The organism is Mucilaginibacter angelicae (genome assembly GCF_042434235.1).
Classification (GTDB): domain Bacteria; phylum Bacteroidota; class Bacteroidia; order Sphingobacteriales; family Sphingobacteriaceae; genus Mucilaginibacter; species Mucilaginibacter angelicae.
In genome coordinates this window covers 724345-739533 of sequence record NZ_JBHLTS010000022.1, presented here as the reverse complement: position 1 = coordinate 739533, position 15189 = coordinate 724345, and the positions used below count along the sequence as shown (strand labels likewise).

The window sequence follows — 15189 nt, the reverse complement described above, 5'->3', positions numbered from 1 at the left end:
AAGTATTTAGATATTTGTCTAAATATATAAATAGCCAATAATTTGAATGCCCTGTTTAAAGCACTGAACGACCCCACCCGACGGGAAATACTTGAACTGTTGAAAGATAAAGACATGACAGCCGGTGATATTGCCGACCAGTTTTCTATCTCAAAGCCAAGTATCTCGCATCATCTTGACTTGTTGCGGCAGGCGGGTTTGGTGGTTTCGGTAAAAGAGGGACAGTTTATTTATTACTCGATCAACACTACCGTAATGGACGAAATGTTGAAATGGATCATGCAATTTAAATCATCACAAAACAATAAATAAAATGAAAAAGTTTACCTGGGTTGATGCTGCCGCATTATTAATATGGCTGCTCCCTGTTGCATACATCGCTTATATTTATTCATCGCTCCCTGCTTCGGTACCGGTACATTTTGGTATGGGTGGTAAGCCCGACAGGTATGGCAGCAAGGATGAATTTATTGGTACGCAAGCCATTTTGATGGGTGCATCGGCATTGGTATACCTGCTGATGAAGTATCTGCCTGCTATCGACCCTAAAAAGTATGTAAAATATGGTGAGGCTACATTTCAAAAACTTGCTTTTGGCATAGTGGTGTTTTTGACGCTGCTTGATATTGCCATAGCCTTTGCCACAGTAAACAGCGAATTTAAAATTGATAAACTGATATTGCCTATTATAGGCATGCTGCTGGCCTTTATTGGTAACGTAATGCACAGCATTAAACCTAACTACTTCGCCGGCATCCGTACCCCATGGACCCTGGAAGATAATGACACCTGGCGGGCTACTCACAGACTTGCAGGTAAGCTTTGGTTCACCGGTGGTTTGGCCTTAACGGCGCTGGTATTGTTTCTGCCTGCAAAAGCGAGCACGGCAGTATTTATGAGCGGCGTAGCGGTAATGGTACTTGTACCGGTTATATACTCTTATGTATATTTCAAAAAGCACAGGCCGCAATAGTGTGTGAAAAATAAAGATTACATTGATTTTAGCGTGCTACCTTCTGCGCCTACCTCAAGTGTGTGCTGTACGCCGCATTTAAGTGCGAAATTGTTTTTTTGATGCCCTACCGGAAAATCGAAGCAAACAGGATAGCTGTATTCTTTTACTTTTTCGGTAACGATATCATAAATGGTACGGCCAAATTCTTCGCCTTCAATATCAGGCTTTAACTGAAAACCTCCGATAATTAATCCGGCCAGGCGCGAAAGTTTGCCACTTTGTTTCAGGTTCCAGAACATGCGGTCGATATTGTAAAGGTATTCATGCGTATCTTCAATAAATAGGATCTTGCCATCGGTATCCAGATCGGACGGAGTACCCGAAAGTGTCGCGATCAGGCTCAGGTTGCCGCCAACTATGGGTGCTTCGGCTTTGCCTGTCCGGTTTTGCACAACGGCAGGCGATGAATAATCAAGACTTTCGCCAACAAGGGCCTGCCTGATGGATTGAATTGTAGCAACCTGGATCGGGTCGGCCTTTGTCCAATCGTCAGGAAAGCTGTTGCACATTTTTGAATGGATGGTTGCAATTCCAAAATTGCGGTTAATATGGCAATGCAAAGCGGTGATATCGCTAAAGCCGATGACCCATTTGGGGTTCTTTTTAAAATGCCTGAAGTTGAGTCTGTCAATGATCCTCACCAATCCATAGCCACCTCTTGCACACATAATGGCTTTAATCTCCGAGTTGTCGAGCATCTGCTGCAGGTCTGCCGCGCGTTCTTCATCGGTTCCGCCGTATATAAAATCCTTTTTGCCGGTGTTATCGCCAATCTCTATCTTGAAACCCCAGCTTTTCATGAGTTGCACAGATGGCATAATATCAGCTAAGCTGATATATCCGGATGGGCTGGTAATGCCGATAGTATCGCCCGGTTGTAAATAGGGCGGGATTTTATGGTGAGTACCGGCATAAGGAATTTCAGGCGTAATTGCCCATGCCTTTGAGGTTGATAATGCGGCACCGGCAGTTACTAAAGAGGAGATGAAGCGTTTTCTGTCCATTTTGTATTGCTGCATTTTGATGCAGCATGGTTTATAAAAGTATGAAAAACGGGATACAAGTAGGGGCACAAGCCAGATAATTAAATGGTGTTTTAAACTACCTCCCGTAATCTTTACAAAAAACGCGTTTGCCTTTGCATAAAGATCATTAAGTTTGAATTTAATGAAAATTAAGCTCAGCCAATTTCATGGAATTGCATTACTGACAGTGCCTGCACTGCTGTTATTGTTGTTGGTTTTTCAGGGTTGCCACACTGCCGGTAATAAGAATCATAATGAAGCTGATACTGCAATTTCACGTAGAGCGACTAATGCCTCCGCGACTGGTTTCAATAAAATAAAGGCCGCTATTTCCTGCACCAAAAACGGGATGATCAAAGAGGATAGTATTTTGTACATGCACCAGGGTGGCGAGGCGTTTGAACCTACGGTGGTTAATGTGACAACCGGGAAATCCAATGCAGATATGGCTTGGATTCCCGGTGGTACTTTTAGCATGGGCGGTATTAATCCAACAGGAATGACGGATGGCGGCATGGAAGCTATGGACGATGCAAGGCCTGTTCATCGGGTATTTGTTGATGGTTTTTATATGGATAAAACCGAGGTGACTAATGCCCAGTTTGCCAAATTTGTAAAAGCTACCGGGTATATAACTGTAGCGGAGCAAAAGCCCACAGCAGCTGAATTTCCGGGTGTACCGCCCGAAGATCTGGTTGCAGGATCGGTTGTTTTTACCCCTCCAAGTCAGAAAGTTCCTCTAAATGATATTTCGCAATGGTGGTCGTACCAAAAAGGGGCCGATTGGAGACACCCGCTTGGGCCGGGCTCTGATTTAAAGGAAAAAGAGGATTACCCGGTTGTACAAGTGGCCTGGGAGGATGCCGTTGCCTATGCCAAATGGAGCGGAAAGCGCCTGCCCACCGAGGCCGAATGGGAGTTTGCTGCAAGGGGAGGCAAAGCGGGCGAGCTGTACCCATGGGGCAACCAGTTACAACAAAAAGGGCGTTGGATGGCCAATACATTCCAGGGATCTTTCCCTGATCATGATAATGCCGAAGATGGTGAAACCGGTCTTGGCCCCGTGAAAAAATATCCGGCGAATGCTTATGGTTTATATGATATGGCCGGCAATGCCTGGGAATGGTGTGCCGATTGGTACCGTAGTGACTATTATAATAGTTTTAATCCAAATACAGTTGCATATAATCCAAAAGGCCCGGCCAATTCATTAGATCCGCAGGAGCCCGGGCAAAAAAAGAAGGTACAAAGAGGGGGATCGTTTTTGTGTACCGATCAATACTGTACACGGTATATGGTAGGCTCAAGGGGTAAAGGTGAATATCGTTCGGCAACAAATCATGTGGGCTTTCGGTGTGTGCAGGACGCTAAACAAAGCAATAATCAAATGCGGGTTGCTCCAAAATCACTTTAAATTACTATGTGGATAATAGCTTTAAGCTTTATGCCCTCTGCTTTTAGTTTAAAAAGGGTATAAAAAAAAGAAGCACTCCTGATGGGCAGGAATGCGTTCTAACCAATTATAAACCTAAATTATGAGAAGAGATGTAAACCCGGGGTCGAACCGGTCTCGCTGCCTGTCAGCTATTCACATGATGGTGCAAATATACGTGTAATCCTTACATTTATTGTCATCTTAATATGAAAAAATTACTTTTATTGGTATTTTTTTATAAATGGCAATTAGTTGATGGATAATTGGCAATGAATTACAGTATTTGAAGTGTCCCGGAATACGCGAAGTTCAATATGACGGACAAGATTATGTTCTGCGGCTTTCAACGGTGTATACAAAACTTTCGGCTTTGTAATAGCCAAGGTTATACTCCATAGGGCGCTCGCCCTGGTCATAAACAAATCTTTTTCTGAATAATACAGGGCTGCCGGTTTCAATTTCAAGCTTTCCTGCTATGAATTTATTTGCCGAAAGGGCGCTGATTTCCTCTTTTGACAGGTTTGCAATTGCGGAGTATTCATCCTCAAGCATTTCGTAAAGCGGGCGTTTAAAATCTTCTTCCCCGGTAAGGCCTATCCGCGGGTGAAAATAGGATATGAAGTAAACAAAAGGATTATCGCTGCTGCCACGCAACCGTTCCATTTTTACGATTTTTTTCTCTGTGCTGATATCAAAAAAACTGGCAGTGCTTTCATCCGGAAATACCCAGCTTACATGCAGCTCATAGTTTTTTACGTTGATGCCCCTTGCTTTCATTTCCTGCGAAAAGCTAAGCCAGTTCATTGATTTCGAGCTGATTTTTGAATTGGCAACCTTGGTGCCGAAGCCTTTTTTGCGGATCAGCAACTCGTCATAAACCAGCTTGTTAATTGCCTGGCGCAGGGTTGTGCGGGATATGGCCAGCTTTTTAGCCAGCTCAACCTCGTTAGGCAGTAATTTGCCGGCCTGGTAAGCAGGGTCTTTAATCAGTTCGCGAAGCAGTTGCTCGGCCTGGATATGGAGAGGTATAGGGCTTTTGTGGTCGATGGATAATTTCATAGTGGTTTTTACTAACCTTAATGAGTTTAATTCCAGTAAAGATAGTAAAAAGCTGAACTATGTATTTACATGATTTAAGCCGGTGTTTATAATTTTTTGTATACAATGAATTAGATTGTATAGTGTGTTAGAAGTATAGTGCAATGTCACTATTTAAGAAATTGACAGGTTGCACCAGAGGTGCAAAAGGTTTGTAGAAATAAAATGAATGAATTTTTAGTGTGCCAGAGGTACACAACTCCGGTGTTCCGTACCTCTGGCACGGTTATTTTCTATATCTATGTTGCTACAAACCTGTTCCCCCTCCGGGGATTTTTTTTAATAATGATATTGCGCATAGTGATTTGATTTATTTTTATTTGCTTAACTATTAGCGGTTATTTCTATTGGGTAATTGCTTTTCAGGGCTTTTGAAATTAAATGTTCATACAAATAACTGTTTTGTTGTTTTGGTATTATTGCAGTTTTATCGCAATAAATAAAGAGAAGTAAGTTTTAATAAATGTATAGTATGCAGGGAGCTATAGATCTAAAACATAAGGTGCAGGCAAATAATCTTTAATTACTTATAAATTTACCTGATTATTGTCTTCGATGAATTTACTAAAAACATTACTGCTATTTATTACACTAACTGTTCCGGGAGCCCTGTTAGCGCAAAGTCCCGCATCTCAAAAGGAGCTGGCAAACAAGATCATGAACGACAGCCGTTTGGATACAGTTGAAGCACGGGCATTGCGTTTGCTAACCGGCTTTACGGCTGGTACTTCATACGGCGAGATCTGGATCCGCGATTTTAACACTTTTATTGAGGGTTCGCTGCGTGCACGCGGCAGGGATGAGGTTAAAGATAAACTGTTGCTGTTTTTTAAGATCCAGGGTAAAGACGGTAATATTCCCGACGGCGCTATTCATAAAGACCAGGCAAACGTAGGGTATCAATATCTGTATTCTGACCTGGCGCCTGGTTGGGCTATCCATAAAAACACTGTTGAAACCGACCAAGAATCCTCACTGATCCAGGCGGTAAAAAAGTATATCGATATAACCGGAGATAAAAGCATTTTGACAGATACCATTGGTGGGCGTACAGTAAAGCAGCGGATGGAAGATGCCATGAACTACGTTAGGAAAGAGCGCTGGTCGGTTAAGTATGGTTTGGTTATCGGCGCCACTACGGTTGACTGGGGCGACGTGCAAACCCAAAAAGGCTGGGGCGTAGCTATCAACGACAAAACAAAATGGGCCATTGATATTTATGATAATGCCATGTTTTTAATGGCTATACATGATTTTTTGGCTATGAAGCCTGCCGGTTATAAAGCAACCAGGTATTGGGGCGATTTAGCCATAGAAATGAAACTCAGCGCCAGAAGTCACTTATGGGATGCAAAAGCAGGCAAGTATATCCCGCACATCTATCTTGATGGCTCGCCTTTTCCACCATTATTTAATGAAAAACAGATCCTTTACCTTGGCGGCACTATATGTGCAATACAAGCCGGTTTGAATACTCCAAAGGAGATCATCGATATAAACAATCAGTTTTTGAAAGCTGCCTCGCAGGAAAAATATGCTACTATCGGTCTCACCGTTTACCCGCCTTATCCCCTTGAAGAGTTTCCGAATATGCCACCGTTCACCTACCAAAACGGCGGCGATTGGACATGGTTTGGCGGCCGCATGATTGCTCCCTTAATTGAAAACAATATGGCAAATGAGGCCTGTAATGAGTTGAGCCCAATGATTGACCGCGTACTAAAAAATAAAGGTTTTTTTGAATGGTATGATGTAAAAACAGGCGAGGCGAAAGGTTCCGGCGATTTTAGGGGGGAAGCCGGTGTGCTTTACTCGGCTATAACCAGGTTGCGCGATTGGGCAAAAGTGCATAAGTAAAATAATTACCTGTTTTAATAAAACCTCCCGATGCTGTAGTTTGCTGTGATAATTGCCAGGCAACAATATTAAAAATTTGACGTATAACACGAGATTCTGCGCAGTGCAGATAAGTCGGTTATCGGGAATTTTAATTCAATAATCAGGATACTTTTAGATTCATAAATGGGAAATAGCAATTACTTGATCCGCATAATAGCAGGGGCATTGATTATATCAAGCTTTGCGATGTGTTCAAAAAGCGTAAATAAAATTGAAAAACCGGCAGCCCAAATTCCGGAACAGAATACCGCAAAGCAAAGTTTAAACACACAGGAGGTAACTAACTATACTTATACGGTTAAAACTACCGAGTGGATGGTTGATGGGAGCAGTATCCCTGCAGGGGCTATAATATATATCCCTGCAGGCAAAAGAGGCTCTTTATTGCTTAAAAATTTTAAGGGAACGGCCGCAGCTCCTATCCTTGTTGTTAACCAGGGAGGCAGGGTGTCATTTACTGCCGAAACCACAGCTTCATACGCATTTAAGACTCAAAATTGCCAGTACTTTAAGGTGCTGGGGAATGGCTTTCCCACAATCAGGTACGGGTTTGATGTAAACGGCGGAAATATCGGTATGACAATGGATGATCTGAGTTCGGATTTTGAAATTGCTTTTGTTGAAGTCCGTAACAGCGGGTTTGCCGGGATCATGGCAAAAACAGATCCATCATGTGATCCTGCTACATGGCGCGGTCATTTTACTATGAGAAACGTAGTAATTCATGATAATTATGTTCATAAAACCGGCGGTGAAGGGCTTTATGTAGGAAATTCTTTTTATGAAGATGGGGTTTCGACTTCCTGTGGTACGGTTTTGCCCCATGATGTGGCCAATCTTAAGATCCACAGAAATCTTGTTGATTCAACAGGTTCTGAAGGGATCCAGGTTGGCAGTGCTACTTCAACCTGCGAAGTTTATAATAATACGGTTAAAAATCCGGGACAAAGTCCGTTTGCTGCTTACCAGGATAACGGTATACAAATAGGGGAAGGTACCGGCGGCAAATGTTATAATAACCTGATTAAAAATGCTCCCGGCAATGGTATTATAGTTCTTGGACTGGGAGACAACCTCGTGTACAATAACTATATTGTAAATTCAAAAGCTTACGGCATTTTTGCAGATTCACGATATACCCCCGGCCCCAACTTTCAGTTTATTAATAATACCATTGTTGGTTCGGCTTTGGGGGGTATAAAATTAAACTCCGAAACTATCCCGATGAATACCGTTATCAACAACGTTATTATACAGTCGGCATCCTTAGAGGCCATAATTAGAAAGAGCAGTGATGTTAAGCTTACTGCTTCAAATAACTATGTAAATACAGATATAAGTGTTTGCATGTATGTGAATTTTAACAAAGATGAGTTCCACTTACTGCCCTCATCACCGCTTATTGATAAAGGGGCAAATGTTTTATCATACGGTGTAAAAGCTGATTATTTCGGCGCCGCACGGCCTTCGGGTACTGCTTTTGATATTGGGGGTACGGAGTATTAATATATTGCCGGTAGCTTTTTTATACAAAAGCAAAAGCTCCCTGGTTAGTGCTAAGGAGCTTTTGCTTTTGATAGTTACTATACAAATCTTCAAACTGGTTTTTTGCCCGGTTAGTTTTGGATATAACGATCAGCAGGCCTGCCGCTTTGTGAGCCCTGGAATAATTTGATCCGGGCATCTTCATAAGCGTCAATTAATTTTTGATCATTTACTGATGGGTGTGTGGCCAGCTCACCCTGATCTAATCCGGAAAGGGCTGCATCAACACAATTTTCGGTTGTCATAATTGTAGCCTGATCTAATGCAGATAGCGGAACTCCGCCAACTTCCCATATTTCTGTTGCCGTAGTAGCAGGATTTACCAATTGAACCCTAATATTTGTTCCTTTTAACTCTTCCTGCAACCCATGGGTATATTGAACTACAAAACCTTTTGTACCGCTATAAACCGCGCTGATTGGTAATGAATAAAATCCCAGTACAGAAGCTATATTGATTAAGGTGCCCTCATTTTTTTCGACAAAATTGGGTATAACCGCATTCGACAGCAGCATTAAGGCGGTAATATTTACATCAACCATAGCCTTTTGTTTTGCTACACTGGTTGTTGTGGTTGATGCAAGTGTAGAGGTGCCCGCATTGTTTATAAGCAGGGTAATACTTTTATCAGCAGATAAGTCATTAACCACGTTTTTTAGGTCTGTTTCCGAGCCGAGGTCTGCAACCAGGTTGGTAACCGTTATACCATACTTGCTTTGCAGCTTATCTGCAATACTTTCCAGCCTGTCTTTACGGCGCGCAACCAGTTTTAAATTATAGCCGCGTTTGGCCAATCTTTCGGCAAATACTTCGCCGAGGCCTGAAGATGCTCCAGTTACTACTGCAGTCCCCATTTCTTTGTTTCCGTTCATTTTGAGTGTTTTTAAATTGTTGATTATTTTGATCAGTGCTTATATTTTTATGAAGAGATAGTAAACTGATCTGTTTACACATTGCAAATGTAAACAGGTTTGTTTACATTTGCAATAAAATATTACTGATTGTGAATAAAGAATTGGAACCAGCTTCAAAATCCTTAAAACGGGATGAAATGATTAAATACGCCTATGATCTTTTTTATAAAAATGGCTTTCATGCTACAGGGGTAGATACTATTGCAGAAGGTACCGGTATTTCCAAACGCACACTATACAAGCATTTTACATCTAAAGAAGGCCTGATTGTGGCGACCATTGATTATTATCATGCAATGAGGTATGAGACGATTTCCGGCTACCTTAAAAAATCGACTTTGAAAAATCCTGTAGAGAAGATATTAGTGCTTTTTGATTTTTTGGCCGAATTGGTTGATTCAGGAATGTTAGATGGGTGTTTTGCAATGAATGCCAAAACCGAATATGCAAACAAGGCCAGGGAAATAGAAGCAGCTTATGAGGCTTATGTTGCGGCGGTTCAGCAACTTATTGAGCTTTATTTAGAAGAGGGAAACGTAACAAATAGCAAATCAGCGGCTATACAGGTGGTGATGCTTTTTGAAGGGGCAATTATCCGAAGTAAGGCAACTGGAAATTCCCAATCGGTTAGGTTGGCAAAAGAGGCTGCAAAACTCATCTGTAATCAATAACGCAAAGTTGTTGAGCAGATATGCTATTTTATTATTTCATAACATAGTTCCACCACTCCGTTTTTATAGGCTGTTACGTTTTTTAGATGTAGTGTTTTTTCTTGGCCAATCTGATCAAAAAATGGTGTTCCGTCGCCCAAAATAATCGGCAGTATTGATTGCCTTATTTCATCTGCCAGGTTTAATCGAAGGAAATCTTTAGCAAGCTCAGCGCCGCCTACAAGCCATACATTACTGTAGTTTGGTTTTAGTTGTTCGTTTACAAACGTGTTTAAATCGCCGGAATAAATTTCAACGTTCTCTCTTTCAACCGGCAGCGCTCTGTGAGTTAATACAATAGTCGGCACATCTCCATAAGCCCACCCATACAATTTTGAAAGTTCAAGCGCGAGTTCATAGGTGCGGGAGCCCATGATATAGCAATCTATCTTTTTAAGAAACTCCGCAGCATCCTGTTCTGTAACAGTAACCCCTTTCTCGTAGTTATCTGATGTTTCAAACCAGGAGATGCTATTGTCTTTTTTTGCAATGTAACCATCGAGGCTTGAGACCATATGGATGGTTATTTTAAATGGGTGAGTAGTCATTTGTGCATTATTGATAGCTGTAGCGGGCTGTAATTGGTTGGGCAGATAACCTGTTTATGAGGATATCATAAAAATTAGTAACTTAATGGCCTCCAGACAAATTTATAAAAACCAATTATCGATGCCAAATGACGGTATTAATATAGCTTGTTCAATAAATGAAATGCCAATTAAGATGCAAACTTTCAATAGTATACAACCGGAAGCACTATATATCCGTATACTTTAGTATAAAAGCCTTGAGTTATGAGTAATCAGGAATATAGTAATCCCCGTTTGTTATTAGTAGGCTGTATTGTTATTATCCTTGCTCTACTTTTTTATGCTATTTTCTTTGCAATTGTCTTCGGAATTTACTTCATCAAATAATGAGAAATTAACGGCGTTGCAGTGATTTATTAATACGGACCTGCAAATTGACAGACACGTATTATAACCTATGCAGTTTTTTGTGTATTGCTATTACTGCCGAGCAAAGAAAGAACCTTTAAAACAGCCGGGATCCCTGCGCCAAGTGCAGTAATATAAGTTAGTATCTGCGAGTAAGCTTCCTGCTGCGATACAATCAGGAAAATCAGTATGCCTACTATAGAGAGATTTAAAGGGACTTTTAAACTGCTCCAGTTGCCTGTATCTTTTACCTGGGCTTTAATACGTTCAACCTCGCTGTTACCAATAGCTGTGAGGATGTAGTTACGGAAGCCCTTATTAAACAGCATCAGGGTTCCCTGTGCCCTGGTGATAAGGCCTTTATATATGAGCATGCTCAGGTTATAATCGTCATAGGGGTTAACCAGTCCGTCTTCGGCCAGGTCATAAAGCAATACCTTTTCCTCTTTGGTAAGCGATTGCCATATGTAGGTATAAAAATAGTGCGAACTGATCTGCATCTTAAAAATCAAAGTGTCGCTTGCAATACCAACGCCTTCGTCATTGAGTAACGGCAAGGTATCCATAGCCTTTTCTTTCATTTGATGAAGATAGTGCGTGTAGCGGGTTTCTTCCGTTATACTGTGCCTTAAATTGATCATATTCTTAGGTAACCCGGGTACTGCCGGCATTTCTTTTAATTTTACCCTGCGCGAATAATGTAAACGCCATTCCCGTTCCGATGGCTTGCAGGGCATCTTCATAACTGCATTTTTCTTCTTCTTCCTTAACCGGTCGCCAACACCGAACAAGGGCTGGATAATTATACGGAAATGCCCCAGCAATACATGCCACCTTTCCAGTTCACTTTCTGATACATTGCTGCTCCGCTTTGCTGTATTGGTAGTTTCTGCATTTTGCGGTTTATCGGCATTGTTTTTCCTTTGTTCCTCTGTAAATGAATCAAGAAAAGTGAGCGGGTGAACTGTTGAAATGATCATGATCTTGCTTTTGCCCTGCAGCATCAGCGATTCCAGGAAATTGAGCTTTATACTATTGGTTTGGGAGTCTTTAATGTTGTATTCGAAGTGGTTTATAATAACAAGTTTGTTGCTCTTTTTTAATGCATCTGCCTTGCATTTTTTCCAATCCTCATCCGTGTCGCCATTTTCTGTCGGGATCCTGATCATATCAGCAATGTATACATTGTCGTCGGGCTTTGTGCCTTCACTGTATAATAGGGGTTTGCCGTGTTTGTCTTTAAATAGCCTGTTTTTTATTTTGTTCTGTATGTTCTTTAATTTTCCTGAACCCGGAGGGCCTACTATCAATAACAGGGAGTTAAGTCTGTCGTCAAGCAGTAATTGTTCGTCCATTTCCCGCCAGCCATCCTGAAGGGGTAACCCAAGCGCAAATAATTTCCTTATTACATTGTGGATCATATAAAAGAAACCGATAACCAGCAGCACAAGTACAAAAAGGGGTATAAAATAATGTAATTGAAATACGGCATCAAAGGATGGATGGTAGCCGAGACCGGCCGAGTTAAGGTTGAGGAAAGCATTTTTACCTAACTTGTAAATTGTGCTTGTTGATGTATCATTGGTGTTTGTGAGTTTGTTGAAAAAAGCATCAGAACCAACAGTTGCATAGATCATGTTATTGCTTTTTATTTCGATGTCTTTTACCTGAAGCTTAAAGGCACTTAATAATTGTACAGTCAGGAAATCTTCTTTAAGGTACCGGTTATTGCGTTTAATGCTGTCAATCTGTTTTTCCTGAGAGATAATACTGTGTTCATTGATAAACGAACTGTCAATGTAAACACCCTGTGGAAGTTTACCGGTTTCAATGATATTTTTGGGCGTTTTTTGAACTAAATCCTTGGCAAAATGAAACTGTTTATACCGGGTTTCTAAATTTTGTTCATAGTTGGATGAATAAATAAAAAAGAAAGCCACGGGGATGCCGCTTGTAATAACCAGGCGTGTAGTAGCCATAAAGGCGAAACTATGTGTATAAGTCCAGAAAGGGGTATCAAGCTTTCTTAACGCTCTGATAGATATTAGTAGTTTGGGCTGGTATAACTGTGTTTTATTTGTTATCCAATTATTGCATGTCTCGATATAGATAGCAGAGATAACTATAAAAACAAACAAGGTTATTCCTGCCTCATATAAAAACAACATATTTAAATGGTGTGCTGTCAGTGTTTTTGCTGCTGCAACATCAATGAGCAAAACAAACACCAGCAGCCATACAATGGCATACAGCTTAAAATTGAAATTGTAGCTTTTGTCTTTCCGGTAATCAATGGCAAACAAAATATTGGGAACAATACCTATGAACGTAATAGAAAACAGGATGGCAAATAATGATTTCAGAAACGAGTTTTGATCAATGCTCAGGAGCATGCACGCAATGACAACCAGGTTAATACCAATAATGAGGTTGTATTGCCGGTGAAAACATCTTTTGGGCCCTATCCACGAAGTTTCAAAAAGCTGCTTTTTAAAAAATGACCGTTTGGCAGATACAAAAAATACAATGGCAAATTGTATAATGAGAAATATCAGCAGGAATGTCAGCATAGCTATTGTAAAGGCATAGGCCTGCATATCACGATTGTCATTATATTCCTGGCTTTCAAATATTACTACAAAATAAGGCAGGTCTTTTACCGGTTTAATTTTAATATTCAATTCCCGCCCGTAATATGCTGCTGCAAATCCTGTGTCAGATTTTGCCTCCAGGCAACTTACCAGGTTAGTGCTGTCGGCAAATTCGCTCTTCAGGTTCTCATTCAGGTTTCTGGTGGTTATGCTATGGTACAACACCTTACCGCTATTGTTAATAATGGCAAACTGATAGCCATCAGGCATTATAACATGGTCTAAACTTTTCATTGTAAACGTCATTGCTGCCACAGCAGCCGGCTGGCTCAGTTTTGAAGATGACTTTATGGCGATTACTGATCTGAAGGTTTCGTTGGTAACAGAAAAGATCTGATCAAGATATAATTCATGACCGTTAAACTTGTAGGTATTGTTGTTTCTGATCTTTTTGAAATAGTCGCGCCAGCCTAAATTGCTGTGGGGGGTGTAGACGCTGTCTGTAGTCCAGTTAAGGAGTTCTTTCCCGGTCGAATCAATCCAAAAGGCCTCTTCCAATGCGGTTGGCTTAGCAATAGCGTTTAATTTATCCCTGCTTTCCAAATAACATTCCCTGGGCCATAATCCTGATCTGAACTTTAAATTTGGTTTGCCAAGATTAGCGATATCATCATTTGCATAAACTTGTGATTGCCAGTCAAAATTCTGGAGTGTTTGATAGGCATTTTCCAGTTCAGCAGAAAAGGCGTTAGAGATACTATTTGCCAATGATTTTGACGATGTTGATATTTTGCCGTGCGTATTTGTAAAAAGTACAAAATACATAAACACAAAAAAGGTAAGCGCCATCATCAGTATTGCAACCAATACAGATGCAATGCCATCGGTTGCAGTGAGTTTATCCTTATTGCCTGTATGGTAAAGCTTTATCCATGGTAAGGATATAATAGTACCTGTGGCAAGGGTTAACAGTAACAGCACAACCACAAGCGGCAGCCGTTTCCGTTCCTGGTCATAGCTTTTGCCCGGTACTAAGCCAACTATGATCAATTGGTTTTTACCATCAAGGTTAACGGGCTGTGAAAATGCCCGGTAATCTTTTCCGCCAATGTTTAAAACGCGTAGTCCGGGACTGCTTATTTTGTTTTTAAAGGTTAATAATGAGTCTTTTGACTGGTAACTTAAGCCCGACGGGAAGGTTTCGTAAACGATGTTGTCGTAGGTTTTATTATTGCCCGATATGTTGCAGTTAAAAACAATATAATTGTCAAAAACATCCGGCACCAGGAGCGGTTTGATAAAATGATCAAAGCCGTATTGAATGCCCATGCTTATGGTGTCATATTGTTTTTTTACAGCTATTCTTTTGCTGAGAAATATCGTTAGCTGCTGCACAGATACGTTTGTATTAATTTTAACTGTGCTGTCTGTCCAGTTAACTTTGGTTGCTTGTGGCAATTTTTTAGTTGTCAGTAGGTTAAGACGGCTTGTTACAGGCAGTAAAGTGAAATTGGTTCTGGGATAATTGCTCAGATAATCCTGTAGTTGATCATCATAAGGAAAGGTTTTCAGGAAGTTATTCAGCATCCAGGTGCTGTTTACAATTTTTGAGTGGATATTGATATTGATATTTTGCAGGCAGCGAAACCGCCGCTCCTGTACTATTTTTTCATTAGCCGGTATGTATATGTAAAAGTAACTTACCCCTAACATGATCAATGTAAGGAAAGTGACAATAGCAACCATCTGGTTTTTACCTATAGCGGGGAATTTGAACATAATTTAGGCTATTAAAAACTTTTGTCGAACCAGGGCCAAAACCAGAGAGTGTCAGTAGAAAATATTGACTTCTACAGTCAAAAAATATCGGCAGTTACATTAGTATTCTGATAATGAGTATTTTATAAAAGTAATTGGCGCCGGTGGCTAATGCAAGCGTGTTTTTACGTTTTTTTATGTCGGGTTTTACGTTTCAGGCTGTCAGGAGCTTAAAAAATTAATTGATAATATAAACTTAAC

Annotated in this window: 11 protein-coding genes; 6 read left to right on the top strand and 5 right to left on the bottom strand. The window is 40.8% G+C overall.

Annotated features, from left to right (window positions below; translation table 11 throughout):
• Window positions 1-42 precede the first annotated feature (42 nt).
• Both ACFFGT_RS15225 and ACFFGT_RS15220 read left to right on the top strand, forming a co-directional pair.
• On the top strand, window positions 43-312 hold the full coding sequence (locus ACFFGT_RS15225; RefSeq protein ID WP_377023389.1) for an autorepressor SdpR family transcription factor: 270 nt from the start codon (window positions 43-45) through the stop codon (window positions 310-312).
• Between the two features lies 1 nt (window position 313).
• Window positions 314-973, top strand: coding sequence for an SdpI family protein (locus ACFFGT_RS15220; protein ID WP_377023388.1), 660 nt, complete (start codon window positions 314-316; stop codon window positions 971-973).
• 17 nt (window positions 974-990) lie between these two features.
• Here the strand turns inward: ACFFGT_RS15220 and ACFFGT_RS15215 are convergent, their stop codons facing one another.
• Window positions 991-2034 (bottom strand): S66 peptidase family protein, encoded by a 1044-nt coding sequence (locus tag ACFFGT_RS15215; protein WP_377023387.1) that lies wholly within the window; start codon window positions 2032-2034, stop codon window positions 991-993.
• A gap of 148 nt (window positions 2035-2182) precedes the next feature.
• Here ACFFGT_RS15215 and ACFFGT_RS15210 point away from each other — a divergent pair, with 148 nt between their 5' ends.
• On the top strand, window positions 2183-3454 hold the full coding sequence (locus ACFFGT_RS15210) for a formylglycine-generating enzyme family protein (RefSeq protein WP_377023386.1): 1272 nt from the start codon (window positions 2183-2185) through the stop codon (window positions 3452-3454).
• A gap of 348 nt (window positions 3455-3802) precedes the next feature.
• On the opposite strand, the gene ACFFGT_RS15205 is transcribed toward ACFFGT_RS15210, so the two are convergent.
• Window positions 3803-4534, bottom strand: coding sequence for a GntR family transcriptional regulator (locus ACFFGT_RS15205; RefSeq protein WP_377023385.1), 732 nt, complete (start codon window positions 4532-4534; stop codon window positions 3803-3805).
• 594 nt (window positions 4535-5128) lie between these two features.
• Between ACFFGT_RS15205 and ACFFGT_RS15200 the strand changes: the two genes are divergently transcribed.
• Both ACFFGT_RS15200 and ACFFGT_RS15195 read left to right on the top strand, forming a co-directional pair.
• Window positions 5129-6430, top strand: coding sequence for a hypothetical protein (locus tag ACFFGT_RS15200; protein WP_377023384.1), 1302 nt, complete (start codon window positions 5129-5131; stop codon window positions 6428-6430).
• 165 nt (window positions 6431-6595) lie between these two features.
• Complete coding sequence (locus ACFFGT_RS15195; protein ID WP_377023383.1) at window positions 6596-7978, top strand: right-handed parallel beta-helix repeat-containing protein; 1383 nt, start codon at window positions 6596-6598, stop codon at window positions 7976-7978.
• A 110-nt stretch (window positions 7979-8088) separates the two neighbouring features.
• Here ACFFGT_RS15195 and ACFFGT_RS15190 read toward each other — a convergent pair whose 3' ends face one another.
• Window positions 8089-8889, bottom strand: a complete 801-nt coding sequence (locus tag ACFFGT_RS15190; protein WP_377023382.1) for an SDR family NAD(P)-dependent oxidoreductase — start codon at window positions 8887-8889, stop codon at window positions 8089-8091.
• 131 nt (window positions 8890-9020) lie between these two features.
• Here ACFFGT_RS15190 and ACFFGT_RS15185 point away from each other — a divergent pair, with 131 nt between their 5' ends.
• Window positions 9021-9602 (top strand): TetR/AcrR family transcriptional regulator, encoded by a 582-nt coding sequence (locus tag ACFFGT_RS15185; protein ID WP_377023381.1) that lies wholly within the window; start codon window positions 9021-9023, stop codon window positions 9600-9602.
• A gap of 23 nt (window positions 9603-9625) precedes the next feature.
• On the opposite strand, the gene ACFFGT_RS15180 is transcribed toward ACFFGT_RS15185, so the two are convergent.
• Entirely contained in the window at window positions 9626-10189 is a 564-nt protein-coding gene (locus tag ACFFGT_RS15180; RefSeq protein ID WP_377023380.1) for a dihydrofolate reductase family protein, read from the bottom strand.
• A 437-nt stretch (window positions 10190-10626) separates the two neighbouring features.
• A complete protein-coding gene (locus ACFFGT_RS15175; protein ID WP_377023379.1) occupies window positions 10627-14949 on the bottom strand; it encodes a hypothetical protein in 4323 nt (1440 codons plus the stop codon).
• Window positions 14950-15189 lie beyond the last annotated feature (240 nt).